Source organism: Roseomonas indoligenes (assembly GCF_017813365.1).
GTDB lineage: Bacteria > Pseudomonadota > Alphaproteobacteria > Acetobacterales > Acetobacteraceae > Roseomonas > Roseomonas indoligenes.
Genome location: NZ_JAGIZA010000001.1, coordinates 427,409 through 450,755 on the forward strand (window position 1 = coordinate 427,409; position 23,347 = coordinate 450,755).

24 protein-coding genes are annotated in these 23,347 nt (G+C 71.6%); 15 read left to right on the top strand and 9 right to left on the bottom strand.

The window, feature by feature from the left end:
- Window positions 1-138: 138 nt before the first annotated feature.
- The 5 genes from J5Y10_RS01905 to J5Y10_RS01925 all read left to right on the top strand — a co-directional run bounded on the left by J5Y10_RS01905 (window position 139) and on the right by J5Y10_RS01925 (window position 4,679).
- Window positions 139-855, top strand: coding sequence for a GNAT family N-acetyltransferase (locus J5Y10_RS01905; RefSeq protein ID WP_209370016.1), 717 nt, complete (start codon window positions 139-141; stop codon window positions 853-855).
- Between the two features lie 46 nt (window positions 856-901).
- Entirely contained in the window at window positions 902-1,342 is a 441-nt protein-coding gene (locus tag J5Y10_RS01910; RefSeq protein WP_209370018.1) for a DUF3429 domain-containing protein, read from the top strand.
- Window positions 1,343-1,444: 102 nt separating this feature from the next.
- Window positions 1,445-2,812 carry an esterase-like activity of phytase family protein gene (locus J5Y10_RS01915; RefSeq protein ID WP_209370020.1) on the top strand — a complete coding sequence of 456 codons (1,368 nt, stop codon included), beginning with the start codon at window positions 1,445-1,447 and terminating at the stop codon, window positions 2,810-2,812.
- A 93-nt stretch (window positions 2,813-2,905) separates the two neighbouring features.
- Window positions 2,906-4,096, top strand: coding sequence for an amidase (locus J5Y10_RS01920; RefSeq protein WP_209370022.1), 1,191 nt, complete (start codon window positions 2,906-2,908; stop codon window positions 4,094-4,096).
- A gap of 64 nt (window positions 4,097-4,160) precedes the next feature.
- Window positions 4,161-4,679, top strand: coding sequence for a GNAT family N-acetyltransferase (locus J5Y10_RS01925; RefSeq protein WP_209370024.1), 519 nt, complete (start codon window positions 4,161-4,163; stop codon window positions 4,677-4,679).
- Here J5Y10_RS01925 and J5Y10_RS01930 read toward each other — a convergent pair.
- The gene (locus tag J5Y10_RS01930; RefSeq protein ID WP_209370026.1) at window positions 4,676-5,044 is read right to left on the bottom strand and encodes a hypothetical protein; all 369 of its coding nucleotides are present in this window, start codon (window positions 5,042-5,044) and stop codon (window positions 4,676-4,678) included. The two genes, J5Y10_RS01925 and J5Y10_RS01930, sit on opposite strands and share 4 nt — an antisense overlap.
- Before the next feature lie 56 nt (window positions 5,045-5,100).
- Between J5Y10_RS01930 and J5Y10_RS01935 the strand changes: the two genes are divergently transcribed.
- From J5Y10_RS01935 to J5Y10_RS28675, 5 genes are all read left to right on the top strand, one after another.
- Entirely contained in the window at window positions 5,101-6,033 is a 933-nt protein-coding gene (locus J5Y10_RS01935; protein WP_209370028.1) for an ArsR/SmtB family transcription factor, read from the top strand.
- Between the two features lie 159 nt (window positions 6,034-6,192).
- Window positions 6,193-7,080, top strand: a complete 888-nt coding sequence (locus J5Y10_RS01940) for a cation diffusion facilitator family transporter (RefSeq protein ID WP_209370030.1) — start codon at window positions 6,193-6,195, stop codon at window positions 7,078-7,080.
- A 733-nt stretch (window positions 7,081-7,813) separates the two neighbouring features.
- Window positions 7,814-8,083 carry an energy transducer TonB gene (locus tag J5Y10_RS01945; RefSeq protein ID WP_209370032.1) on the top strand — a complete coding sequence of 90 codons (270 nt, stop codon included), beginning with the start codon at window positions 7,814-7,816 and terminating at the stop codon, window positions 8,081-8,083.
- An 8-nt stretch (window positions 8,084-8,091) separates the two neighbouring features.
- Window positions 8,092-8,340, top strand: coding sequence for an ATP:cob(I)alamin adenosyltransferase (locus tag J5Y10_RS28670; protein ID WP_342452807.1), 249 nt, complete (start codon window positions 8,092-8,094; stop codon window positions 8,338-8,340).
- Between the two features lie 41 nt (window positions 8,341-8,381).
- A complete protein-coding gene (locus J5Y10_RS28675) occupies window positions 8,382-8,630 on the top strand; it encodes an ATP:cob(I)alamin adenosyltransferase (RefSeq protein ID WP_342452808.1) in 249 nt (82 codons plus the stop codon).
- Window positions 8,631-8,649: 19 nt separating this feature from the next.
- On the opposite strand, the gene J5Y10_RS01955 is transcribed toward J5Y10_RS28675, so the two are convergent.
- The gene (locus tag J5Y10_RS01955; RefSeq protein ID WP_209370034.1) at window positions 8,650-9,156 is read right to left on the bottom strand and encodes a DUF4142 domain-containing protein; all 507 of its coding nucleotides are present in this window, start codon (window positions 9,154-9,156) and stop codon (window positions 8,650-8,652) included.
- A gap of 329 nt (window positions 9,157-9,485) precedes the next feature.
- Entirely contained in the window at window positions 9,486-10,601 is a 1,116-nt protein-coding gene (locus J5Y10_RS01960) for a M20/M25/M40 family metallo-hydrolase (RefSeq protein ID WP_209370036.1), read from the bottom strand.
- A 68-nt stretch (window positions 10,602-10,669) separates the two neighbouring features.
- Here J5Y10_RS01960 and J5Y10_RS01965 point away from each other — a divergent pair, with 68 nt between their 5' ends.
- A complete protein-coding gene (locus J5Y10_RS01965; RefSeq protein ID WP_209370038.1) occupies window positions 10,670-11,803 on the top strand; it encodes a threonine synthase in 1,134 nt (377 codons plus the stop codon).
- Window positions 11,804-11,876: 73 nt separating this feature from the next.
- Here the strand turns inward: J5Y10_RS01965 and J5Y10_RS01970 are convergent, their stop codons facing one another.
- Window positions 11,877-13,511: a glycerophosphodiester phosphodiesterase family protein gene (locus tag J5Y10_RS01970; RefSeq protein ID WP_209370040.1), complete on the bottom strand. Its 1,635-nt coding sequence runs from the start codon at window positions 13,509-13,511 to the stop codon at window positions 11,877-11,879.
- Between the two features lie 449 nt (window positions 13,512-13,960).
- Here J5Y10_RS01970 and dctA point away from each other — a divergent pair, with 449 nt between their 5' ends.
- Window positions 13,961-15,286 (top strand): C4-dicarboxylate transporter DctA, encoded by a 1,326-nt coding sequence (gene dctA, locus J5Y10_RS01975; RefSeq protein WP_209370042.1) that lies wholly within the window; start codon window positions 13,961-13,963, stop codon window positions 15,284-15,286.
- A gap of 114 nt (window positions 15,287-15,400) precedes the next feature.
- Window positions 15,401-16,492, top strand: coding sequence for a hypothetical protein (locus J5Y10_RS01980; RefSeq protein ID WP_209370044.1), 1,092 nt, complete (start codon window positions 15,401-15,403; stop codon window positions 16,490-16,492).
- Here the strand turns inward: J5Y10_RS01980 and J5Y10_RS01985 are convergent.
- From J5Y10_RS01985 to J5Y10_RS02005, 5 genes are all read right to left on the bottom strand, one after another.
- Window positions 16,405-17,106 carry a trimeric intracellular cation channel family protein gene (locus J5Y10_RS01985; RefSeq protein WP_209370046.1) on the bottom strand — a complete coding sequence of 234 codons (702 nt, stop codon included), beginning with the start codon at window positions 17,104-17,106 and terminating at the stop codon, window positions 16,405-16,407. The two genes, J5Y10_RS01980 and J5Y10_RS01985, sit on opposite strands and share 88 nt — an antisense overlap.
- A 7-nt stretch (window positions 17,107-17,113) precedes the next feature.
- Window positions 17,114-18,385 carry an MFS transporter gene (locus J5Y10_RS01990; RefSeq protein ID WP_209370048.1) on the bottom strand — a complete coding sequence of 424 codons (1,272 nt, stop codon included), beginning with the start codon at window positions 18,383-18,385 and terminating at the stop codon, window positions 17,114-17,116.
- Between the two features lie 59 nt (window positions 18,386-18,444).
- Entirely contained in the window at window positions 18,445-19,311 is an 867-nt protein-coding gene (locus tag J5Y10_RS01995) for a LysR family transcriptional regulator (RefSeq protein WP_209370050.1), read from the bottom strand.
- 86 nt (window positions 19,312-19,397) lie between these two features.
- Window positions 19,398-20,219: a DUF2076 domain-containing protein gene (locus J5Y10_RS02000; protein ID WP_209370052.1), complete on the bottom strand. Its 822-nt coding sequence runs from the start codon at window positions 20,217-20,219 to the stop codon at window positions 19,398-19,400.
- A 94-nt stretch (window positions 20,220-20,313) separates the two neighbouring features.
- A complete protein-coding gene (locus J5Y10_RS02005; protein WP_209370055.1) occupies window positions 20,314-20,760 on the bottom strand; it encodes a CoA-binding protein in 447 nt (148 codons plus the stop codon).
- A gap of 189 nt (window positions 20,761-20,949) precedes the next feature.
- Between J5Y10_RS02005 and J5Y10_RS02010 the strand changes: the two genes are divergently transcribed.
- Both J5Y10_RS02010 and J5Y10_RS02015 read left to right on the top strand, forming a co-directional pair.
- Window positions 20,950-21,597 carry a calcium-binding protein gene (locus tag J5Y10_RS02010; RefSeq protein WP_209370057.1) on the top strand — a complete coding sequence of 216 codons (648 nt, stop codon included), beginning with the start codon at window positions 20,950-20,952 and terminating at the stop codon, window positions 21,595-21,597.
- Window positions 21,598-21,708: 111 nt separating this feature from the next.
- Window positions 21,709-23,337, top strand: a complete 1,629-nt coding sequence (locus J5Y10_RS02015) for a glycoside hydrolase family 17 protein (protein ID WP_209370059.1) — start codon at window positions 21,709-21,711, stop codon at window positions 23,335-23,337.
- Window positions 23,338-23,347 lie beyond the last annotated feature (10 nt).

Below are 23,347 nucleotides of genomic sequence, written 5' to 3' on the forward strand. Positions count from 1 at the left end.
GTCCGGACCGGTCTTGGAGGGGGAGGCGTCGTTCGGCATGGCGGGCAGGTATGGGATGGGCCCGCCGCTTTCGCAATGCGGGATGATGGAAGGGGAAGGCGGGTTGAGGGCGGCGCCCGCCCGGCGCAGCATTCCGCCATGCCCGATTCACCCCCACTCGGCCCCGAGGTCGATCCCACCCCGCGCCCGCTGCCCGCCCGCGTCCCTCACCAGGGGGCCAGCCTGGTCCTGGAGCCGCTGCACACCCGGCATGCCGCGGAACTCTGGGCGGCATCCCAGGCGCCTGGGGCGGAGCCCGGCTGGGCCTATCTCGGCTACGGCCCCTTCTCGGATGAGGGGGCGATGCGCCGCCACGTGGCCGCCTTCGCGGCCCAGCACGATCCCATCGCCTGGGCCGTGCGCCCGCACCGCACCGGCACGGCCGATGGCTGGCTGACCCTGATGGAGATCTTCCCCGCCGATTCTGCGATCGAGATCGGCCACATCTGGTTCTCCCCCCGCCTGCAGCGAACCCGGGCGGCGACGGAGGCCATGTTCCTTCTGATGCGCCACGCCATGGACGATCTCGGCTACCGGCGCCTGGTCTGGAAGTGCCATGCGCTGAACGGACCTTCCCGCAACGCCGCCGCCCGGCTGGGCTTCCGGTACGAGGGCACGCTGCGGGCCATCAAGGTGGTGAAGGGGCGCCTGCGGGACACGGCGCAGTTCTCCATCCTCGCGGATGAGTGGCCGGCGCGGCGGGACGCCATCGCCGCCTGGCTCGACGATTCCAACTGGGACGAGGAGGGCCGGCCCCGTGCCCCGCTCGGCCGCTCCGATGCGCCGCCGCTGCCCTGGGTGAACACGGCGGCCTGATCCGGCTGGGCCTTGCCGGATGACCGGGCGCACCGATCTGCGTGGCATGGCCGGAACCCTCCCCACCCCCGCCCGCATCCTCGGCCCGGCCGGGCTGATCCCCTTCGCCGGTCTTGCCGTGCTGGCGCTCGTCTCCCGGGAGTGGCGCCCGGACGCGCTGCGCGGACTGCTGACCTATGGGGCGACCATCGCCTCCCTCCTCGGCGCCGTTCACTGGGGCCTGGCGCTGCACCCGGCACCGGGGGAGGAGAGGGCCGCCTGGGGCCGGATCGGTCTGGGTGTCCTGCCCGCCCTGGCCGCCTGGGTCGCGCTGATGATGCCGGGCTTCCGGCCGGGCCTGATCTCCATCGCCGTCATCCTGGTCGTCACCGCCCTCGTCGAGACCCTGGCCGCCCGGCGCGGCCTCATCCCCGCCCCCTATCTCTGGCTGCGCTGGGGGCTGAGCCTCGGCGCGGCCGCCTGCCTTCTGCTCGGCGCCCTCGCCTGACCGCCCGGCGGGGCTGACACGGCTTCGTCATCGGTCTGCAAAGCGGGCGACATTCCGCTCGCCTAATCCCCGGCCCCGACCTCTACGGGACCGACCGATTCCATGCGCGCCATCCTCCTGGCCAGTGCCGCCCTTCTTGCCCTTTCCCCCACCGCCCACGCGCAGGAGCAGCGCTTCGAGGCGGTGCTGGAGGGCCATGCGGTCCTGCCCGCGAACACCATCATCCCCGCGCCGACGGACGCCCCGGCGGATGCGCGCCAGGCCGGCAAGTACACCGGCCCCAACAACCGCCGGATGGACGGTACCCTGCCCGGCACCACGGGGCCGGCCCCGAGTGGCCGCCCTACCGGGCTTTCCCTGCCGTTCAACGGCCAGGCCGTTCAGGGCTTCTCCGGCATCAAGCCCGTGGCGGGCGAGCCCGGCGCCTACTGGGTGCTGACGGACAACGGCTTCGGCAACAAGCGCAACTCGGCGGACGCGCTGCTGATGGTCCACAAGGTCCGCCCGGACTTCCGGACGGGGCAGGTGCAGGTCCTGCAGACGATCTTCCTCTCCGACCCCGAGCGCCGGGTGCCCTTCCGCATCACGAACGAGGGCACCGACCGCCGCTACCTCACCGGCGCCGACTTCGACCCGGAGAGCCTGCAGCCCGTGGCCGACGGCTTCTGGATCGGCGAGGAGTTCGGCCCGTTCCTGATCCAGCTCGATGCCGAGGGCCGCGTGCGGCGCGTGGTGGAGACGGCGCTGGAAGGCCGCGCCATCCGCAGCCCGGACCATCCGGACCTCGTCTCCCCCGCCACGCCGGCGGCGACGGTTTCCGTGCAGTCCCAGCGCAGCGGCGGCTATGAGGGCATGGCGCTGAGCCCGGACGGCTCCCGCCTCTACGCCCTGCTGGAGAAGCCCCTCTACGGTGCGGACGGCAAGCCGGAGGAGAACACCCTCCGCATCCTGGAGCTGGACACGGCGAACGGGAACTGGACGGGCCGCGCGATGCGCTTCCGCTTCGCGGAGGGCGCGACCTCCATCGGCGACTTCAACATGATCGACGACCGCCGCGCCCTGGTGATCGAGCGCGACGACGGCGAGGGCGATTCGTCCCGTGTCTGCGCCGCCGGCCAGATGCCGCCCGCCTGCTTCCACTCGCCGGCGCGGGTGAAGCGCGTGTCCCTGATCGACCTCGGTGAGCTGGACGCGCAGGGCTATGTGAGGAAGATCGGCTACATCGATCTGCTGTCGATCCGCGATCCCGAGGGCGCGGCGCGGCAGCGCGGCGACCTCGGCGCGGACGTGCCGCGCGACCGCTTCTCCTTCCCCTTCTTCACGATCGAGAACGTGGCGCGGGTCGATGACGACCACATCATCGTCGGCAACGACAACAACCTGCCCTTCAGCGCCGGCCGCCACCTGACGCGCGCGGATGACAACGAGCTGATCCTGCTCCGCGTGGCGGAACTGCTTCGCGCGCGCTGACGCGGCGGGGCATCGCTGCGGCACGTCGTGGATGGACAGGACAGTGACGCTGCCGCAGCATCCGGCCCCGCATCCCAGGGGATTCGGGGCGACATGGCGGACGGGACCAACAGCAGCGGATTCATGCCAGGGGAGCGGGCGGTGCTGGCGCACGCGCCGCACGGCCTGCTCGCCGGGCTGACCTTCGCGGCCAAGGATCTCTACGACGTCGCCGGTTCCCCCACCACCTACGGCAACCCCGACTGGGCGCGCACCCATCCCGTGCCGCCCTCCACCGCGCCAATCGTGAAGATGCTGGCCGAGGCGGGTGCGCGCTTCCTCGGCAAGACGAAAACGGTGGAGCTGGCCTACGGGCTGACCGGCGAGAACATCTGGTACGGCACGCCGGTCAACCCCGCCGCGCCGGACCGCTTCCCCGGCGGCTCCTCCAGCGGCAGCGCCTCCGTCGTCGCCTCGGGGGGGGCGGATATCGCCCTTGGCTCCGACACGGGCGGGTCGGTTCGCATTCCCGCCTCCTATTGCGGCATCTTCGGCATCCGGCCGAGCTGGGGCGCGGTGCCGCTCACCGGGGCGCGGGGTCTCGCGCCCTCCTTCGATACGGCCGGCTGGTTCGCGGCCCGCGCCTCCGTCCTGCGCCGGGCGGGGGAAGTTCTGCTGCCCCTGGGCGGGGAGGGGCCGCTCGGGCCCTGCCTGCGCGTGCAGGAGGCCTGGATGAACGCCCATCCCGCCGTGGCCAACGCGCTGAAGCCCGCGATGGACATGGCGGCCTTCATGCTGGGCGGCTGCCTGCAAATCTCGCTCGTCCCGGAAACCCTCGCGGAGGTCTACGAACACTTTCGCTCCGCGCAGGCGGAAGAGGCCTGGGCGACACTCGGCGACTGGGTGGCGGCGACGGAGCCGGCCTTCGGCCCGGGCGTGGGGGAACGCTTCGCCATGGCGCGTGACCTGGCACCGGGGAAGGGCGCCGCAGGCCGCGCCTTCCGCCAGGGCTTCCGCCAGCGCCTGCTGGGACTGCTGGGGGGCGGGGCGGTGCTGGTCTATCCGACCTCCCCCCTTCCGGCCCCGAAGCTCGACGCCTCGCCCGAGGAGCAGCTCTGGGCGCGGGAGGTGACAATCGGCGTCACTGCCATCGCCGGCCTGGGCGGCCTGCCCGAGGTCTCGATCCCCGCAGGGCGGGCGGAGGGGGCGCCGGTCGGCCTCTCCCTCGTCGCGGCGCCGGGACAGGACCGGGCGCTGCTGGCATTGGCGGAGCGCTTGGCGGAACGGCTCGGCCTGCCCGTGTGATCGTGTGTGATTTTAACGTAAGAGGGTGTTCCCCCCGGCCCGCCTTCTGATCTAGGCATCGTTCATGCCGATCCGCGACGCGACCCCCGACGACGCCTCCGCCATCGCGGCGATCTACGCCCATCATGTGCTGCACGGCACGGGCACCTTCGAGGAATTTCCCCCCTCCGATGCCGAGCTGGCGGCGCGAATCGCCAAGGTCCAGGGTGCCGGCCACGCCTGGCTTGTGGTGGAGGAGGAGGGCCGGGTGCTGGGTTATGGCTACTACGCCAACTTCCACGCCCGCTCCGCCTATCGCCACACCGCCGAGGATTCGATCTACGTGCGGGACGACGTGCGTGGCCAGGGCGTTGGAAAGGCGCTTGTCGCGGAGCTGCTCACGCGGGCGGAGGCGGAGGGATTCCGCCAGATGGTCGCGGTGATCGGGGATTCGGAGAATGTGGGCTCTGTCGGCCTGCACCTCTCGCTGGGCTTCCGGCAGGCGGGGCTGCTGAAGGCGGTGGGGCTGAAGTTCGGCCGCTGGGTGGACGTGGTCTACATGCAGAAGGCACTGGGCGAAGGAGACCGCAGCGTCCCGGCCTAGCCCGGCCGGTAGCGCGCGGAAACCACGCCATCGAGGTGAAGGATCACGTCCAGTTCCGCTCGCCGGTCGGGGGAGGGGAGCAGGGCGACGACGCGGTCGAACCAGGGTGCGCGGCCCTTCACCCGGTCCAGGAAAAGCGCGTCCAGCGCCTGCGCCATGGGCACCCGCCCGGCGCAGCAGGTGCAGGCGACGGGATGGGTCCCGCCCGGCTCGAAGCCGGCGCTGGCCACGATGCCGGTGGGCAGGGCGGCGGGCCGTTCCTCCGCCAGCAGGGCGGCCTTCCCGCCGCCGGAAAGGCTGGCGGCCAGCGCGGCCTCATCCGTCACGATCAGGACGGGGATGCGGCCATCGGCGAAGACGGGCATGGGGTGGTTGCTCCTTTTCGATAGACATAAAGATATCGTTATGTCATCTTCAAGACATGGAAGAGACCCTGGCCCAGCTTCGTGCCGCCGCCGAGCCCACGCGGCTGCGGCTGCTCGCGCTCTGCGCCCGCGGGGCGCTCTGCGTCACCGACCTCTGCGCCGCCCTCGGCCAGTCCCAGCCCCGCCTCTCCCGCCACCTGAAGCTTCTGGTGGAGGCCGGGTTGCTGGAGCGGATGCCGGAGGGGTCCAACGTCTACTTCTCCCTCGCGCCGCGCGCCGACCTGGCCCGCGCCATCCTGGCACGGCTGCCGGAGGATGAGCCCCTCCTCGCCGCGGACCGCCGCCTCGCCGCCCGCCTCGGGGCGGAGCGGGTGCGTGCCGCGAGCGAGGCCTTCCGCAGCGCCGGCGCCGACTGGGACGAGATGCGCGCCCTGGGCCTGCCCGCCGCCGGGATCGAGCGCGCGGTCCTGGCCGCCCTGCCGGGGCATGTCGGCCGGCTGCTGGACATCGGCGCCGGCACCGGGCAGTTGCTGGAGCTGGTGGCGGAGCGCTGCGACGCGGCGCTGGGGGTGGATGCCAGCCGCGACATGCTGGCCCTGGCCCGCGGCCGCCTGGCCGAGCGGGGTCTCGCCCCGCGCTGTGCCGTGCGCCAGGCCGACATGTACCGCCTGCCCTTTCCCGACGAATCCTTCGACGCCGTGACGCTGCAGATGGTGCTGCACTACGCCGAGGACCCCGCGGCCGCCCTGGCCGAGGCCGCGCGCGTGTTGGCGCCGGAGGGCGTGCTGCTGGTGGTGGACCTTGCCGCCCATGACCGCGCCGATCTGATGGAGCGCCATGCCCATCGCTGGCCCGGCTTCGACGACGCGGGGATGGCCGGCTGGCTCGGCGATGCCGGCTGCGCCCTGTCTCCCCCGGTGGAGATTCCCGGTCCGCTCGGGGTGCGGCTCTGGACCGCGCACCGCGCGGCCGTGGCGCAGCCCGCCTGAGCTGACCGGGCTGTCCGCCCCTGCCTCCGGGCAGGGCGCCGGGGATCATGATCCCCGGCGGATGGCAACTGCGTCCCGGGCAACTCACCTACCCGATCCTGCTGTGCTAGCGGCGCGTGGCCCTTCTCCGCCCGGCCCGGGGCGGGGTATTCGGGGTCGATGACCCCGACCGAATCCACGGCCTGGACCAGCCTCGGCGTCGGCCTCCTCGTGCTCTCCCTCAAGGGGGCGGCGTGGTGGCTGACGGGCAGCACAGCCCTTTTCGCGGACATGCTGGAGACGGTGGTGAACGTCGCCGCCGCCTCCGCCGCGCTGGCCGCCGTGCGCTACTCCGCCATGCCGGCCGACGAGAACCATCCCTATGGCCACACCAAGGTGGAGTATTTCTCCGCGGTGCTGGAGGGGACGCTGATCCTCGTCGCCGCCTCCATGATCCTGCAGGAGGTCTACGGGGCGATCTTCAACCCCCGTGTTCCGGACCAGCCGGTGGTCGGCATCGCCCTCTCGACGGTGGCCACGGTTATCAACGGCAGCTGGGCGACGATCCTGCGGCGGCGGGGACGCCGCCTGGGCTCCCCCGCGCTGGTCGCGGATTCCAAGTACCTGATGTCGGACGTGGTCACCTCCGCCGGGGTGATCGTCGGCGTCGGCCTCGTCGCAGCCACGGGCCTGCTCTGGCTCGATCCCCTGATGGCGGGCGTCACGGCCGTGATGATCCTCGTCTCCGGCGCCCGGCTGCTGCGGGAGAGCGTGGGCGGACTGATGGACGAGGCGGTGGGGCCCGAGGACCTGGCCGCCATCCGGGGCACCGTCTCCGCCCATGCCGAGGGGGCGATCGAGGCGCATGACCTGCGGACCCGCCACGCCGGGCGGATCACCTTTGTTGAGTTCCACCTCGTTGTCCCCGGCGCCATGCCGGTCTCCGAGGCGCATGACATCTGCGACCGGATCGAGACCGCGCTGAAGGAAAGGCTCGGCAACGCCGTCATCACCATCCATGTCGAGCCGGAGGGGAAGGCGAAGCACAGCGGGGTGGTGGTGCTGTGACGCCCCGGTGTCCCTGAGGGACGTTCCCTGAGCGGCACCCTGGCCTTCGCCCCCGCTGCCGCGCCGGCCTGGCGCCTGCGCGGGCGCCGGAACCGGCCGGTCCGATGGGCCCTCTGGGCCGCGGCCGCCCTGCACGCGGCGGTGCTGACGTCCGTCCTGCTGGATCCAGGCCCTCGCCAGCTGCCGGAGCCGAAGATCGTGGAGGGCACCCCGCTGGTCTGGGAAGGCCCGGTGGGGGCATCGGGGGGCGCGCCGGACCTGTCGCCGGCACTTCCCGCGCCGGAGGCCCCGGTGTCTCCCGCCGCCTCGCCGCCCGCTCCGCCCGTGCAGGCCGAGGTGCCGCCCGAGCCCCGTCCGCCCGCACCGGACCTGCCGCCATCCGAGGCGGCCGCCGCGCCCGAGGCAGGGCCGGCCGTGTCCCAGGCACCCGCGCCGTCGGTGGTCACCCCGTCCCCGGCGCCGGCCGCGCCGCCGCTCGCCGCACCGCCAACCCCGACGCCCCGGCCCAGCCCGCCCCGCGCGGCCGGAGCCGCCCCGATGCCCATGCCGCCGCCGGCGGCCCCGCCCGCCCCCGCCCGCCCGGCGCCCGTGCCCCCGGCGCCTGCAGCTGCGGCGGCCTTGCCCAACCCCCGGCCCACCGGCGCGCCGATGCGGACGGTGGAGGTGGCGGTGGGCCCTGGTGCGGTGCGGCTCGGCGCCGGCGCGGCAGGTGCCCCCGGCGAGAGCCACGAGGTTGGCGCCCCCCCGGCCCGGCTGCCCGGACGTGATCGGCTACCCGGCCGCCGAGCGGCAGCGCGGCGTCACCGGCGCGGTCGGGCTGCGCCTGCGCGTCTCCGATGACGGGCGGGTGGTGGAGGCGCGGATCGCCCAGACCAGCGGCGATGCGGCGCTGGACGAGGCGGCGCAGCGCGGCATCCGCCGCTGTCGCTTCGTCCCCGCCCTGCGGGACGGGGTGCCTGTCTGGGGCAGCCGCGACTACCGTGTGGTCTTCCAGCTGGACTGAGGCGACCCATGGCAGAGCCCGATGTCATCACCCTGCGCGACGGCGACGGCGGCAGGACCCTGCTCCGCGACGGCACGGGATTGTCGAAGAGCACGCCGCGCGTGGAGGCGCTGGGTGCGGTGGAGGAGGTCAATGCCGCGATCGGCCTGTTGCGCCTGCACACGGCGCAGGAGGAGGATGCGATGCTCCTCCGCATCCAGCACGATCTCTTCGACCTCGGCGCCGACCTCTCGGACCCGGCCTCGAATCTCGCCTGACTGCCGCGAGGTGCCTGCGTCTGGAACACGAACTGGCGGGGATGAACGCGGACCTCGTCCCGCTTCGCGCCGCCCTTCTGCCGGGCGGCACCCCGGCGGCGGCGCATGCCCATCTGGCGCGCACGCTCGCCCGCCGCGCCGAGCGCGCCGTGGTGGCGCTCGCCGAGACGGGAGCGATAGGCCCAGCGGCAGTTCCCTACCTCAATCGCCTCTCGGACCACCTGTTCGTCCTGGCCCGTTCGCTGAACATGGGCCAGGACTCGCAGTGGGAACCCGGCGGCAACGACTAAGTCCTGGCCGGGCGCCGGATCATGCGCGAGGCGAGACGGCCTGCAGGAAGGCCAGGTGCTCGCGGATGCGGTCCGCCGCCAGCAGGGCGATGGCGCGGTCGGGCGCGGGCGCGGAGGTGTCCTGGGACATGGCGGTATAGAGCTGCAGCGCCTCCTGGTGGCCCTGGACCTGGGCCGTGACGAACATCCGATCGAATTCCGTCCCGCTGGCGGATTGCAGCGCACGGACCATGGCCGCCTTGTCCTCGGGCGGGGGCGGCGGGGTCATGGCGCCGTGCACCTCCATCATCGCCTGCATCAGGCCCTGCTGCTCGCTCACCTCGAAGGGCGCGAAGCGGCGCAGCTCCGGCCGCGCGGCCTTCTGGGCGCCGAGCTGGGCGGTCTGCATCAGGAACGCCCCGCCCTGGGCGGCACGCATCCGCATGGCGGAGGGGGAACCGCCGGTCATGCCGGGCTGGGCGGTGGCGGCGCATCCGGCGAGGCTGGCACCGGCCACGACGAGGGCAAGGGCGCGACGTTCGATCATCGGACTGGGTTCCATGAGGAGTGGGGGGAAGGTTCTATTTCCAGGCACTCGGGACCGGGTCGCCACGCCCCATAGGTCGGGATCGCGTCGCTCCACGCCGGGAAGGGGCCGGGTCTGTCGCCCCTCCACCGCATGCCCGAGCCATTTCCACAGGGCGTTACGGCCATTCCGACGCGCCTCCCCGATCATCCGGCCCTGGCACTTGAGTACCGGATGGCTGAACGCAGGGCGGCTCCGAATAGTTGACCTAACATGTCGGGAAATATACTCGACGCAGGAGGATCTATACTAACCTATGTTTTATAATATGGGTTAATCTGCCGGTGTGGTTACTGTACGCGCTCGCGCAGCAGCCGGCGGAACAGCGGCACCGCCGCGGCCAGCTCCGCCACCGGAACGTACTCCCCGGGGGAATGCGCCACGCCGATGTCGCCCGGGCCGAGCACCACGCAGGGGGCCAGCGCGTTCAGGCGCGTAGCGTCTGTGCCGAAGGGAACCGTGCGCGCCGCCTGCCCCGTCGCGGCCTCGGCCAGCCGCACCAGCGGGTGCTCCGGCGGCAACTCGGGCGGGGAGCCGTCCACCACGAAGTTCAGCGCCAGGTGGTGGCGCGCCGCCGCTTCCCGCACCGCCTCGATCACGGGCGCCGGGTCCAGCGCGCGGGAGTAGCGGAACTTCATCCGCGCCGTGGCGCGCGCCACCGTCACGTTGATCGCCGTGCCGTGGTTGTCCACGATGATGTTGAAGTCTGGAAAGGCGGGATCGTAATCCGCCACGCGCCAGGCCGGTTCGCTCCGCAGCCGGTCGTGCAGGGCCTTCATCTCGGCGAGGAAGGGGATCAGAGCGAGATTGGCGTTCACCCCGATCCCGGTGGAGGAGTGCGCCTGCGTGCCGCTCGCGACCGCCTCGAAGTTGACCGTGCCGCGATGGCCGCGGATGGGCGCTAGGCGCGTCGGCTCGGCCACGATGATGCCGCGCAGGGCCGCACGGCGCGCCAGCTCCGACGTTTCCGCGACGATCCGGGCGCCGGCCTTCGTCGTCTCCTCGTCGGTGGTGATCAGCAGCGTCACTGGGACGTCGGCGGGCAGGCCCTGGGCCGCGACGATGCAGGCGGCCACAGGCCCCTTCATGTCGGCCGTGCCCAGCCCGTGCATCAGCCCTGCCTCGTCCACGCGGGCGGAGAAGGGATCCTCCTGCCAGCCCGTGTCGGGCACCGTGTCCAGGTGTCCGGACAGCGCCAGCCCGCCCGGCCCGCCGCGATGCGCGACGATGGCGCGCTTGGCCGTACCGTTCGCGTCCTTGTAGTCCAGGCGCTCGATTTCGAAGCCTTTCAGCTCCGCCTCCACCCGCTCCGCCACCGGCAGGTTCGAGATGAAGGAACGGCTGTCGATGCGGACGAGGTCGGCGGCCAAGGCGCGGACGGCCTCGGCATCGGTGCGGTCGGTCATGCCGGTGTATCTCTTGCGGGCCCCTTCGCCGCAAGACAGGGTGCGGCAACCCAGGACGAGGACCCTTCGTGACCGCCTATCTCGACCCGCGCACCGGACAGACCTGGCCGATCGAGGCCCCGCGCTGGCGCGGCGATGCCGGCCAGCCTCTTCTGCTGACCGAGCTGCCGGGCATCGGGCGTGACGCGATCGACCCCGCCGCCCCCGGCCTTTGGCGCTACGCCGCCGCACTGCCCTTCCGCCCCCGCGCGCCGATCACGATGGGGGAGGGCCGCACCCCGCTCGTCCCCCGCGCCTGGGAGGGGTTCGAGGCGCTGTTCAAGTGCGAGTGGATGATGCCCACCGGCTCCTTCAAGGACCGCGGCGCCTCCGTGATGCTCTCCCTGCTGCGGGACCAGGGGATCGCGGCGGTGCTGGAGGACTCCTCCGGCAATGGCGGGGCGGCGATCGCCACCTACGCGGCCGCGGGCGGGATGCGGGCGCGCATCCTGGTTCCCGACAGCACATCCCCCGCCAAGACCGTGCAGTCCCGCGCGGTTGGGGCGGAGATCCAGCTCACCCCTGGCACCCGCCAGGACTGCGCGGACGAGGCGCTGCGCCAGGGCAATGACCCGGACTCCGGCTTCTTCTACGCCAGCCACAACTGGCACCCTTTTTTCCTCCAGGGCACCAAGACCCTGGCCTATGAGCTTTGGGAGGACCTGGGCTTTGAGGTGCCGGACGCGGTGGTGATCCCCTGCGGTGCCGGATCGAACGTGCTGGGCTGCGATATCGGCTTCGGGGAGTTGCTTCGCGCCGGGATCATTCCCCGCCTGCCGCGCCTCTACGCCGCGCAGCCCGCGAATTGCGGCCCTTTGGTCCGGGAGTTCGAGGGCCTGCCGCCCGAGGAACCCCGCCCGACGATCGCGGAGGGCACCGCCATCGCCCAACCGATCCGCCCGCGGGAGGTGCTCGGCGCCCTGCGGCGCAGCGGCGGGGGCGGGGTGCTGCTGGAGGAGGCCGAGATCCGGGAGGCCGCGCTTGGGCTGGCTCGCCAGGGTCTCTACGTCGAGCCGACCTGCGCCCAGGCCGTGGCCGCGCTGGGCCGGCTGGCGGCCGATGGCCGTATCCGGGCAGGGGAAAAGGTGGTCGTGGTCCTGACCGGGACAGGGCTGAAGGCGACCCCGCGTTACGCCGAGTTCCTGGGGCTCGGCCCGGTTTAGGGGCCGTCTCCCGCAAAAGGTGGTGGGCCGCCACGCCCGGCGGCGTGGCGGCCCACCATTTTCGGGCTTGCGGTCAGGCCACCCAGACGTCGCTGACCGAGAGATCCGTGCCGGCGACGAGCGTGCCGATGCGGATGGCGGCCGTCCCGCCCTGGCCATCGGCGTCGTAGAAGAGATCGCCGGAGGCCTTGTCGTAGAGCACGTGCTGCTCGGCCGTGGTGGCCGTGCGGCCCAGGCCGAAGCTCTCCGCCGAGAGCTGGCCATCATCGCCCAGCGCCGTGAACACCGCGCCGTCCAGCTCGATCCGGTCCTCGCCGGAGACGAAGTCCATCAGGCGAGTCAGGTTGCCCTTTCCGCCAGGCGCGTCGAAGCGGAAGGTGTCCGCGCCCTCGCCGCCGGTCAGGCGGTTGGAGCCCGCGCCGCCCATCAGAACGTCGCTGCCGGCGTCGCCCAGCAGGGAGTCGTCGCCCGCGCCGCCGACCAGCGTGTCGTTGCCCGCACCGCCGATCAGGCGGTCATGCCCCTCGCCGCCCGAGAGCAGGTCGCTGCCGGCATCGCCAACCAGGCGGTCATCGCCCGCGCCGCCGTCGATCGCGTCGTCATCGGCGCCGCCGTAGAGGAAGTCGTCGCCCGCGCCGCCGCTGATCGTGTCCTCACCGGCGCCGCCGTACAGATAGTCCGTCCTGCCGGTGCCCTGCAGGTCGTCGGCCTCGGGCGTAACATCGCCGGTCCGGTCGTCCCTCACGGCCCGCAGGCCGATATCGGTGTGGTCGGTGAAGAAGCCGTCCACGCCGGCATCGATCAGCTTCTGCATTTCCTGCGCGGCGGTCTGCACCGACCCGTCCGGGTTCAGGGCCAGATAGGCCTCCTCGGCGCGGACCGTGTAGGGGATGACCTTCAGCCCGACGGCATGGGCATTGGCGATCAGGGCCGTGACCTGCCCCGTCAGCTGGGTGGTGATCTGGGCCACGCCGTCGCCATCGCCATCGACAGGCGCCCCCAGGCGGGTGCGCGGCAGGATGGCGGAGAGGCTGGGGCCGACGATGTCGGCGTACTCGGCGATCGCGGCCAAGCCTTCAGGCGAGGAGGTGTTGCCGAGCTGCACGAGCTGGAAGTCGACGCCGGCGGCCGGCATGATCGTCTCGTGCAGCGCCTTCAGGTTGCCGGATTCGAAGGACTGGACGAAGACGCGGCCGCGGTCCGTGAAGTCATGGGCGACAAGCGCATCCACCAGCATCTGCGCGGTATCGTAGCCCTTGGCGAGGAGCAGGCTCGGGCTCTTCAGCTCCGGCACGATGGCGATCTTCTCGCCCGTGGCGGCCTCATGCCCCTTCACCAGCGCGATGATCTCGTCGAGCGTCGCGATCTCGAACTGGCCGTTGTAGGAAGAGCTCTCCGGCCGCTGGTCGCCCGTGCGCTCGATGGCACGCAGGGTCTTCAGCTCGGCGAGGGTGAAGTTCTCGATCACCCACTCGCGGTCGGCGAATTCGGGGTGGTCGGCGATGTCCGTGGTGCCGGCCAGCGTGTGCTCGTGGCGGGCCACCAGCACGCCGTCCTTGGTCGTGACGAGGTCGGGCTCGATGAACCTGGAGCCGAGCTCAATCGCTTTGCGGTAGGATTCGATCGTGTGCTCGGGGCGCACGGCGCTGGCGCCGCGGTGCGAAACGACGATGGGCGCCTGCCCATCCAGAGTGTCATAGCTGGCCACGAATGTGCTTCCCCTCGGGTCTTCTGCCGAACCGGCCAGGTGAGTCCGCCCGCCATTGCCAGAGGGCAGCCCGAATTCTCCGGCCGGACCTATGGGGGGTTAACTTTTCAACATGACGTTCGGATGATCGCGAGATTACTCCTTCGTTAATTAGATCGGAGCAGGACGTGTCTTGAGACGGGTGGTCGCCATGGTTGCAGCATTTCCTACCTGCCGAGGATGCCTGAACCAGTACCTATCCAGACCGAGTCACCTCAGAAATATATGGAATACTTGTAATTTTTTTGCGGCCTCTGGTCTTGGTGCCGCAATGTCCAAGCCATGACTGGGCTGCGTGGCGCCCCGATGCTTCGACTATTGTCCTGTATAAGTCGTCTGTCATATGTCCGCGGGACTGACAGGTTGGGCCAAGGCGTTCCGGCCGCCTGCTGGCACGGAACGGACTCCCTATGATCAGACGCGCCCTCTCCCTGCTCTACGTGCAGGTCCTCATCGCTATAGTCCTCGGCATCGCTGTGGGCGTGATCTGGCCGGAGACGGGGGCGGCGATGCGCCCGCTGGGCGACGGCTTCGTCAAGCTCATCCGCATGGTGATCGCGCCAGTGGTGTTCTTCACCATCGTCCACGGCATCGCCTCCGTGCGGGATGCCCGCAGCGTTGGCCGCGTGGGCGTGAAGGCCCTGCTCTACTTCGAGGTGGTCTCCACCTTCGCCCTCATCATCGGCCTCGGCGTCGCGAAGATTTTCCGCACGGGCGAGGGCTTCAACATCGACGCCAGCCAGATGAACGCGAGCGCCATCCAGGGCTTCGCGCAGCGGGCGGCGAATGACAGCGTGACGGCCCACCTGCTGGGCATCATCCCCGACACCTTCGTGAGCGCCTTCGCCGGCGGCGACCTGCTGCAGGTGCTGCTGCTGGCCGTACTGACGGGCTTCGCCATCAACGCCCTGCCGGACAAGCTGCGCGAGCCCATTTCCCACGCCATCGACGCGGCGGGCGCCGTGTTCTTCGGCATCGTCTCCATCGTGGTGAAGGCCGCGCCCGTGGGTGCCTTCGGCGCCATGGCCTTCACCATCGGCGCCTACGGCTTCGGCTCGCTCGCGCGGCTGGCGGAGCTGGTGGCGACCTTCTATCTGACCTCTATCTTCTTTGTGGTCGTGGTCCTCGGCCTCATCGCCCGCTTCTGCGGCTTCTCCATCTTCCGGTTCGTGAACTACATCCGCGAGGAGCTGCTGATCGTCCTCGGCACCTCCTCCTCCGAATCCGTGCTGGCTCAGCTGATGCGCAAGATGGAGGCCCTCGGCGCCTCCCCGAAGGTGGTCGGCATCACCGTGCCGCTCGGCTACTCCTTCAACCTGGATGGCACGAACATCTACATGACGCTGTCCACCATGTTCCTGGCCTATGCCACGAACACCCACCTTACCTGGGGACAGGAGCTGACGATCCTGCTGGTGGCGATGCTCACCTCCAAGGGCGCTTCCGGCGTCACCGGCGCGGGCTTCATCACGCTGGCCGCGACCCTCTCCGTGATCCCGGACATCCCGCTCGCCTCGCTCGCCGTGCTGATCGGCATCGACAAGTTCATGAGTGAGTGCCGCGCCCTGACGAACCTCGTCGGCAACGGCGTGGCCTGCATCGCCATCTCTCGCTGGGAGAACGAGCTGAACCCGGCCCAGCTGCGTATGGCCCTGGCCGGCACGCCCCCGGTCGCCGGGGCCGGGCCGCAGCCCGGGCCGGTGGTGCCGCTGCCTGAGCCGCGGGCGGGCAACTGAAGCGCCGCTGAAGCGCCCCGGTCGAGAGGCCGGGGCGTTTTGCATTCTGCTCGCTCAACCACCCGTTAGTCCGGGCCGCGCAGGATGCGGGCGGGACGGGAGAGGAAAGGGCCCATGACAGGGGCGATCGGTGGTTTCCTGCCCCTCGATCCGGGGCCGCCCCTCGGGAAGGGCGGGCGGGAGAGCGTGGCGCGGCGCTGGTTCCGCGGGGTGCGGCACCACGGCTTCCGCAACGGCCGCAGCGCCCTGGCCTTGGGCGCCGGGGCCGCTCTCGGGCCGTTCGGTATGCTTTGGATGCCGGGCTATGCCTGCCGCGCCCTGGCGGATGCGGCGGAGGCGGCGCTGCGGCTGGGCCATGCAAGGCGCCTGGCCACCTATCCCCTGGCGCTGGAAGGCGCCCTCTCCCCGGATCCCCGCTTCCTCGCCGCCCATCTGGAGCCCGGGGATGCCGTGCTCGTCATCAGCTATTTCGGCCGGCCCCCCTCGGCTTCCCTGCGGCGCCTGGCGGCGGTGCGGCGGGATGTCACCTGGATCGAGGACCGGGCGGGTGCCCTCTGGCCCGGCCCGGCCTGGGGGGATGCGCTGCTCTACAGCCCGCGCAAGCTGCTGGGCGTGTCGGATGGCGGTTATCTCGTGCTCACGCCGCGCGGCTCGGCCCGCGCCCGTCCCCTGCCGGAGCAGCCCGCCCGGCCTGGCCCTGCGGAAGCGCCCCCCGCCTTGCGCCGCTTCGAGCACGAAGGGGGGAGTGCCGCCTGGTTCCCCGCCTACCGCGCCGCGGAGGGACGGATGGCCGTCTCGCCCGGTGCTCCCGCGCGGCTGACGGACGCCCTGCTTGCACGGCAGGACCTTCGCGCCATCGCCGCAGCCCGTCGCGCCAACCACGCCGTGCTACGGCCGCTGATCCCGCCTGACCTCCTGCTGGAACCCGCCCCGGATCGCCCGGCCTGGGTGCCGCAGGGCCTGCCGCTGCGCGTGCCCGATGCCGCCGCCCTTTCCGCGCGCATGGCGGAGAAGGGGGTGTTCTGCCCGGTGATGTGGCCCGACCCGGCCGATCCCGGACCCTGCGCCCGGTCCCGGGCGCTGAAGAACCGCGTGCTCCTCCTGCCGCTGGACCAGCGCTACGGCGGGGAGGAGATGCGGCGCGTCGCCTCCGTCCTCGAAGCCGCCGTCTCCGGCACCGGATCGGCCGCGCCGCTGGCGGCCTGACCGCCATAGGCCGGCAGGGACCAACCCCCGCCCAGTGCCGCCGCGCGAATGGCGAAGGCGGCCAGCGCCCCGGCCCCGATAGCGACCGCGCGCTCGGCGCCCAGGGCCTGCAACACCAGGAACAGCCCGGCCCCGGCCGCCGCGGCGGTGGCGTAGATCTCCCGCCGCAGAATCAGCGGGATTTCCCCGCAGATCACGTCGCGAATCAGCCCGCCGAAGCTCGCCGTCATCACGCCCATCAGTACGGCCACCCAGGTCGCGGCCCCCGCGCGGGAGGCGGCCTCGGCCCCCAGCACGGCGAAGACCGCCATGCCAGCCGCATCGGCCCAGAGCAGGAGCGCAACCCGCCGCTCCACCCGCGGGGCGGCGAAGAACACGGCCAGGGCGCAGATCGCGGCCAGCAGGGCGAGGTCAGGGCGGGACAGCCAGGCCACGGGCAGGCCAAGCAGCAGGTCGCGGAGCGCGCCGCCGCCGAAGGCGGTGACCCCCGCCACCAGCAGGAAGCCCACGGGGTCCATGCGCTTGCGCGCGGCCGTCAGCGCACCGGCGGTGGCGAAGGCGGCAGTGCCGATCCAGCCCAGCGCCTCCAGCGCCAGGTCGAAGGGGGCCGCCATGTCCGGCCTATTCGGCGGGCAGCGGCGCGGGGGCGACCCGCCCGGCCGCGCGCAGGGCCCCACCCCGCGCGGTGCCGGCGCAGAAGAGGGAGGCGACGAGCAGCGCCGCCACCGTGGGCAGCACCAGCCAGGGAACGCCGTGGTCCAGCATCATCCCGAAGGGCACGGGCGTGATGGCGCCGCCCAGCGGCAGGCCCGAGGAGATGAAGCCGAAGACCTTGCCCATCTGCCCCGGCGGGGCTGCGTTCTTCACCATGACGTCGCGCGGCGTGCGGGAGGCGCCGAGCGCCCCGCCCGCGACGAAGGCCACGAAGGGCAGCACTGCGTCCGGCAGCGGCACCAGCCCGATCGCCAGGAACAGCATGACGGAGAGCGTCGTCAGCCCCGTGACGAAGGTGAAATGCCGGCTGTGCCGGTCCGCGTACCAGCCGCCCAGCAGCACGCCGCTGGTCGCCCCCGCCACGTAGCCCGTGAGGGCGAGGGAGGCGACGGCGAGCGGCGTGCCCCAGAGCCGGTCCAGCGTGGCGATCAGGAAGGACTGGATGCCGACGCCCGCCATGGAGGAGAGGAGAAAAAAGGCGAAGAACATCAGCATGGTGCGGGACAGCAGCACCTCCCGCCCCACCGGGGTCTTGCCCTTCTTCGGGCGGGCCTGGTCCTGCAGGATCCGTGATTGCAGCAGGATGGCCGCCACCACCGGCACGCCGAGCAGCCCGAGCGCCAGCAGGGTGGGCCGCCAGCCCAGGCCGAGGCCCTGCGTCATCATCCCCAGCACCAGCGGCGCGGCGGCGAAGCCGAGATTGCCGGTGAAGGTGTGCATGGCGAAGGCGCGGCCCATCCGCTTCTCCCCGATGCTGCTGCCGAGGATGGCGTAGTCCGCCGGGTGGATCACCGAATTGCCGACCCCCGAGAGGATCGCGAGGCCGAGGATCACCCAGTAGTTCGGCGCCAGCGCCATGGCGGAGATCGAGAGCGCCATGATGAGGGTGCCGCCCACCAGGAAGGGCCGCGCCCCGTGCCGGTCCACCAGGAAGCCCACGGGGGTCTGCAGCAGGGCCGTCACACCGCTCATCAGCGCGACCGAGAGGCCGAGCACGGCGTAGGAGACGCCGAACTCCTCCCGCCACAGCGGAAAAAGCGGAGCGAGGCAGAGCATGTAGAAGTGGGAGAGGAAGTGGCCGGTGCCGATCAGGCCAATGATCCGCCAATCTCTGTTCAGCGGGGCCCGGTCCAGGGGCGGGTTCGCGGCTTCCGCCGTCTGGACGTTTCCATTCTGCATGGGCCGGAAATTGCGCCCCCTGCCGCGCGCCGGTCAATCTTACACGGCTTGCAGCGCGGTCAGGCCGCCAGCGGCGCGGGCGTGCCCACCGTGTCCCGGATGGCCTGCACCAGCGGCGCGGCAAGCGGCGCCAGCCCAGCCATGTCGCCGAACACCGCCATCTCAGCCGCCTCCAGGGGAGGCAGGCCGGCCAGGGGGGCCAGCCCTTCCGGCAGGCCGGAGGCGCCGATCACCGTGGCCCCCAACCCCGCCTGCGCCGCGGCCGCCACGCCGAGAAGGCTGGCGGAGGTGTAGGTGATCTCGAAGGCCAGGCCGGCGCGGGCCAGCGCGGCCAGGGCCCGGTCCCGGAACATGCAGCCGGCCGGCAGCATCGCCAGCGGCAAGGGGCGGCCTTCCGGCGGAGACCAGCCCGGGCAGGCCGCCCAGATCACCGGCTCCGTCCAGAGGGGCGTCCCCTCGCTCTCGCCGTCCCGCCGCTTGCCGAGGACGAGATCGAGCGAGCCCGCCTCCATGGCGCGGCGCAACTCGTGGGAACGGCCGACCTCCACCTCCAGCCGGATGCCGGGATGGGTGCGGGCGAAGCGGGCGAGGAGGGGGGCGAGACTTCGCGGGACGAAGTGATCCGCCACACCCAGCCGCAGCCGCCCCGCCACCGGCGGCGCGACGAGGCGAAGCACCGCCTCCTCGTTCAGCGCCAGCATGCGGCGGGCATAGGCGAGCAACGTCTCTCCCTGCGGGGTCAGCGCCACGGCGCGGCTGGTGCGCTCCAGCACGCGCTGTCCCAGGAGTTCTTCGAGCCGCCGGATCTTGAGCGAGATGGCGGATTGCGTGAGGCCGAGCGCCGGCCCCGCCGCGGTGAAGCCGCCGCGCTCCGCCACCTGCACGAAGCAGCGGAGAAGATCGAGATCCAGGTCCGGAATACGCATCGGGGGCCCAGGCTGACCCTGGACCCCCGAACGGTCAATGACGTTTCCCACGATCAAACGCGGGAGCGATGAGCCTTGCTGATGCCTCAGACGTCCTCGTCGAAGCCACCGGCATCGTCGTAGCCGGCCGCGTCGTCGTAGCCACCGGCATCATTGTAGCCCGCGGCGTCGTTGCCGCCCCAACCACCCTGGTCGGAGACCGGCGTGGCATCGTTCCCCGTGCCAGCCGGGTCGGTCCAGGGCGAGGAGGCCGGGGTGTTCACCGCCTGCTCGCCGAAGGCGCCGGTGGCACCGGAAGCCGCGTCGGACGCCGCGGTGGCCGCGCCCGTCGCCGCATGCGCCGCACCACCGGAGAACATGCCCATCAGTGCGTTGCCCAGCACCATGCCGCCGGCGACGCCGGCCGCCGTGGTCAGCGCCGTGCCGAGGAAGCCGCTGCCGCGGCCGCCCTGCTGCTGCATCATCGCCGGGTTCATCGCGCCCATGGGCGGCTGGATCGGCTGCGGGCGCGGGGTGAACGGCACCTGCCGCTGCTGGCGGTTGCCACCGCCGAACAGGCCACCGAACAGGCCGCCACCGCCCTGCGGCTGCGCGTTGGCCTGCGCCTGGCGCTGGGTGTTCTCCAGCTGCCACTCCAGTTCCTGAATGCGGTTCTGCGCCTGCACCAGCGCCGCTTCCTGCACGAAGGCGGTCTGGGTGATGCGGTAGCGCGCCTCCGGGTAGCGGGAGAACAGGTCGGTGATCAGCCGGTCGGCCTCCGGGTCCACCGGCGGCAGGTTGGGGGCGGGCTGCGTGGCGGGCACGCTGCGGCCGCCCCAGGGGCCGGATGACGTCGCCACGGGCTGCTGGGCGACGCCTGCGACGCGCTCCACATAGCCCGTGATGATGCGGCGTTCTTCCTCGGTCATGTCCCTCAAAGCTCCATGTTGCGGGCAAATGCCCGCGACGGGCCCGAGATGGCCCGCCGGGTGGAATCTTTCAAGATTTTAATGTGCGGCTATCTCAGGCTACCCCGGCGGGCACCCGTGGCGGCAGGCGCAGGCGGCTCCACTCGATCACGGGGCAGCGGTCCATCACGATCGGGATGCCGGCGGCCCGGGCCCGCCGCGCCGCGTCCTCGTTCCAGATGCCGAGCTGAAGCCAAATGGACTTCGCGCCCAGGCGGATGGCTTCGTCCACCACCGGCCCCGTGTCCTCACTGCGGCGGAACACGTCCACCATGTCCAGCGGCCCGGCCTCCTCCAGGGAGGCCACGGCCGCCATGCCGTGCACCGAGCGCCCGTCCAGCGCCGGATTCACGGGAATGGCACCATAGCCGCGGTCCAGCAGGAAGCCGAACACGCCGTAGGAGGGACGATTCGGCTTGTCGGAGGCTCCGACGACCGCGATTCGTCGGGTGCCGAGGAGAATCGTGCGGACCTCGTCATCGGTCAGGCCGTCCAGTGGCATGGCGTATCCCTCGCTCGGCGCGCCCTCGCACATGGGGAGGCCCAGGGGGCGGCGGCAACGTCCCTGATCCCGGCGAGTGGCCTGGAGGCCATAGACAGGTTCTATTGCAGCAAGTTGCATGAACGTCTCACGCTCGATGCAAAAATGTTGGTAGCTTTTTCGTGTCGAGAAGGCACAGAGGAGCGCGACATGTCGAGCAGCGAGAAGAAATTCCTGGATGTCAAGGAGCTGGACAAGGTCGTGGGGGGCGCTTTCCAGCAGACCGGCGCCGGGAACGACTATGTCACCGGGACTGGTGACGCCGACGTCATCTTCACCGGTGCCGGCAACGACACGGTCAGTGCCGGGGCCGGCAATGACCAGGTCTATGGTGAGGCCGGGAACGACACCATCGCCACCGGCGCCGGCAACGACCTGGCCTTCGGCGGTACTGGCAGCGACGTCATCAACGGTGGGGCCGGCCAGGACCAGCTCTACGGCGAAGACGGGGATGACCGGCTGGACGGCGGCGTGGGCGACGGGGCCGCGGACCTGGCCTTCGGCGGCGCGGGCAATGACAGCTTCATCTGGGCGCCGGGCGACGGCAGCGACCAGTTCCAGGGCGGCACGGGCAACGACACGCTGCAGCTGGACAATGTGAGCCTGCACCAGCTGCAGTCCTCGCTGACCCTGGAGGGCAACACCAACCTGCAGATGCACGTGGGCAACAACGCCCAGGGGCAGCAGGAGGTGACCTTCACCAACGCCAGCGGCCAGCCCGCCACCTTCCAGGGCGTGATCAACATCGGCGGCGAGAGCCTGCGCTTCTCCGAGGTCGAGAAGATCGCGCTGGTCTGACCCGGCCCGCTCCATGGGGCCCCTTCGCAGGGCTCCCATGGAGCACCGATTGCGGCGGTTCCGGGACCGCGCCGCCTTTCGTGAGCCGTAAGGCGCCGCTACACCCTCCGCATGCCCACGCCCCGTTCCCTGACCGCCCCTGCGCTGCTGCTCGCCGCGCTCGTGACGATCCTGGTGTGGTGGTTCCCGAACCGGGAACAGGCGGCCGACGTGCCGATGCTGGCGGACCGCTTCAACTCCGTCTCCTTCGCGCCTTTCCGCGAGGGCCAGAGCCCGCTTCGCGACATCTTCCCCACCGCGGAACAGGTTGAGGAGGACATCGCCCTGATCGCCCCGCGCGTACGCGCCATTCGCAGCTACGCGAGCATCGAGGGCCAGTACGAGACCGCCGCCATCGCGCAGCGGCACGGCGTGAAGATGTGGAAGGGCGCCTGGCTCGGCCGCGACCTCCGCCAGAACGACCGCGAGATCGCCGCGCTGATCCATGCCGCCAACACCTACCCCGACACGGTGGAGCGCGTGGTGGTGGGCAACGAGGTGCTGCTGCGCCGCGACCTGCCGGTGGCGGAGCTGGCCCGCCAGATCGACCGCGTGAAGGCCGCCGTGCGCCAGCCCGTGACCTATGCCGACGTGTGGGAATTCTGGGCGCAGTTCCCCGAACTGGCGGATCACGTGGACATCATCACCATCCACATCCTGCCGTATTGGGAGGATGAGCCGCTCGGCGTCGACCGCTCCATGGAGCACGCGCGGGAGGTGGTGCGGAAGATCAAGGCGATGTTCCCCGGCAAGCCTATCGCGATCGGCGAGATCGGCTGGCCCAGCGCCGGCCGCTGGCGGGAAGGCGCCATCCCCTCCCGCGTGGAGCAGGCGGTGTTCATGCGCCGCTTCATCCAGCTGAGCCGGGAGGAGGGCTTCGACTACAACTTTATCGAGGCCTTCGACCAGGTCTGGAAGTACCGCAACGAGGGAACGGTTGGCGCGGAATGGGGGCTGTGGACGGCCGACCGGAAGCCGAAATTCGAGCTCTCCGGCCCGGTGCGGGAGAATCCGTGGTGGTACTGGTACGCCGGCGCGGCGCTGCTCTCCGCGGGCGTCATGTTCGCGCTGGCGATGCGCGCCTGGCCGGACGCCGCGGCATGGAAGCTGGCGCTGCTCTCCGCCGCCCTCGGCAACGCGCTGGCCTATGCCTTTTGCGGCGGCTGGCCCTATGCCTTCGATGAGCACCTGAAACTCGCCTTCGCCGTGAACTTCGCGGGGCAGGCGCTGCTGGCGGCGCTGCTGCTGCGCCGCGCCGGCCAGCGCCTCTCCGGCGACTTCGTGGAGCCGGCGCGGAACGGCGCCCAGGCCAGTGCCAACATCCGCTCCATCTTCCGCGGCCGGTTCCGCTGGCGGGACTGGCGCGGCTTCGCCTTCGAGGACCTGTTCTTCCTTTTCGTCTTCACCGCGGCCCTGCTGCAGATGATGCTGCTGTTCGACCCGCGCTACCGCGACTTCCCGTTCCCGACCTTCGCGGTGCCGCTGGTGGCGGTGGTGGCGCGTGCGCTGCTGGGCGACCTGCCGCGCCGGGGCGGCGGCTGGGCGGAATGGCTGGCGGGCGGGGTGCTGCTGCTCTGCGCGGTGGCCAGCGCGGTGAACGAGGGGGCGCACAACATCCAGGCCCTGGGCTGGAGCGCCTGCGCGATCGGCCTTTCCCTCGCGCCGCTGCTGCGGGTAGGGCCGTTCGCCCGAGTCCGGTGAAGAAGATTCG

Excerpts from the sequence above, each read along its gene's own strand:
- J5Y10_RS01955 (WP_209370034.1), bottom strand. The coding sequence starts at position 9,156 with ATGATCGAACGTCGCGCCCTTGCCCTCGTCGTGGCCGGTGCCAGCCTC.
- J5Y10_RS01915 (WP_209370020.1), top strand. The coding sequence starts at position 1,445 with ATGCGCGCCATCCTCCTGGCCAGTGCCGCCCTTCTTGCCCTTTCCCCC.
- J5Y10_RS01920 (WP_209370022.1), top strand. The coding sequence starts at position 2,906 with ATGGCGGACGGGACCAACAGCAGCGGATTCATGCCAGGGGAGCGGGCG.
- J5Y10_RS01985 (WP_209370046.1), bottom strand. The coding sequence starts at position 17,106 with ATGGCGGCCCCCTTCGACCTGGCGCTGGAGGCGCTGGGCTGGATCGGC.
- J5Y10_RS28670 (WP_342452807.1), top strand. The coding sequence starts at position 8,092 with ATGGCAGAGCCCGATGTCATCACCCTGCGCGACGGCGACGGCGGCAGG.
- J5Y10_RS01925 (WP_209370024.1), top strand. The coding sequence starts at position 4,161 with ATGCCGATCCGCGACGCGACCCCCGACGACGCCTCCGCCATCGCGGCG.
- J5Y10_RS28675 (WP_342452808.1), top strand. The coding sequence starts at position 8,382 with ATGAACGCGGACCTCGTCCCGCTTCGCGCCGCCCTTCTGCCGGGCGGC.
- J5Y10_RS01910 (WP_209370018.1), top strand. The coding sequence starts at position 902 with ATGGCCGGAACCCTCCCCACCCCCGCCCGCATCCTCGGCCCGGCCGGG.
- J5Y10_RS01935 (WP_209370028.1), top strand. The coding sequence starts at position 5,101 with ATGGAAGAGACCCTGGCCCAGCTTCGTGCCGCCGCCGAGCCCACGCGG.
- J5Y10_RS02010 (WP_209370057.1), top strand. The coding sequence starts at position 20,950 with ATGTCGAGCAGCGAGAAGAAATTCCTGGATGTCAAGGAGCTGGACAAG.
- J5Y10_RS01980 (WP_209370044.1), top strand. The coding sequence starts at position 15,401 with ATGACAGGGGCGATCGGTGGTTTCCTGCCCCTCGATCCGGGGCCGCCC.
- J5Y10_RS02005 (WP_209370055.1), bottom strand. The coding sequence starts at position 20,760 with ATGCCACTGGACGGCCTGACCGATGACGAGGTCCGCACGATTCTCCTC.
- J5Y10_RS01960 (WP_209370036.1), bottom strand. The coding sequence starts at position 10,601 with ATGACCGACCGCACCGATGCCGAGGCCGTCCGCGCCTTGGCCGCCGAC.
- J5Y10_RS01905 (WP_209370016.1), top strand. The coding sequence starts at position 139 with ATGCCCGATTCACCCCCACTCGGCCCCGAGGTCGATCCCACCCCGCGC.
- J5Y10_RS01995 (WP_209370050.1), bottom strand. The coding sequence starts at position 19,311 with ATGCGTATTCCGGACCTGGATCTCGATCTTCTCCGCTGCTTCGTGCAG.
- J5Y10_RS02000 (WP_209370052.1), bottom strand. The coding sequence starts at position 20,219 with ATGACCGAGGAAGAACGCCGCATCATCACGGGCTATGTGGAGCGCGTC.
- J5Y10_RS01990 (WP_209370048.1), bottom strand. The coding sequence starts at position 18,385 with ATGCAGAATGGAAACGTCCAGACGGCGGAAGCCGCGAACCCGCCCCTG.
- J5Y10_RS02015 (WP_209370059.1), top strand. The coding sequence starts at position 21,709 with ATGCCCACGCCCCGTTCCCTGACCGCCCCTGCGCTGCTGCTCGCCGCG.
- dctA (WP_209370042.1), top strand. The coding sequence starts at position 13,961 with ATGATCAGACGCGCCCTCTCCCTGCTCTACGTGCAGGTCCTCATCGCT.
- J5Y10_RS01940 (WP_209370030.1), top strand. The coding sequence starts at position 6,193 with ATGACCCCGACCGAATCCACGGCCTGGACCAGCCTCGGCGTCGGCCTC.
- J5Y10_RS01930 (WP_209370026.1), bottom strand. The coding sequence starts at position 5,044 with ATGCCCGTCTTCGCCGATGGCCGCATCCCCGTCCTGATCGTGACGGAT.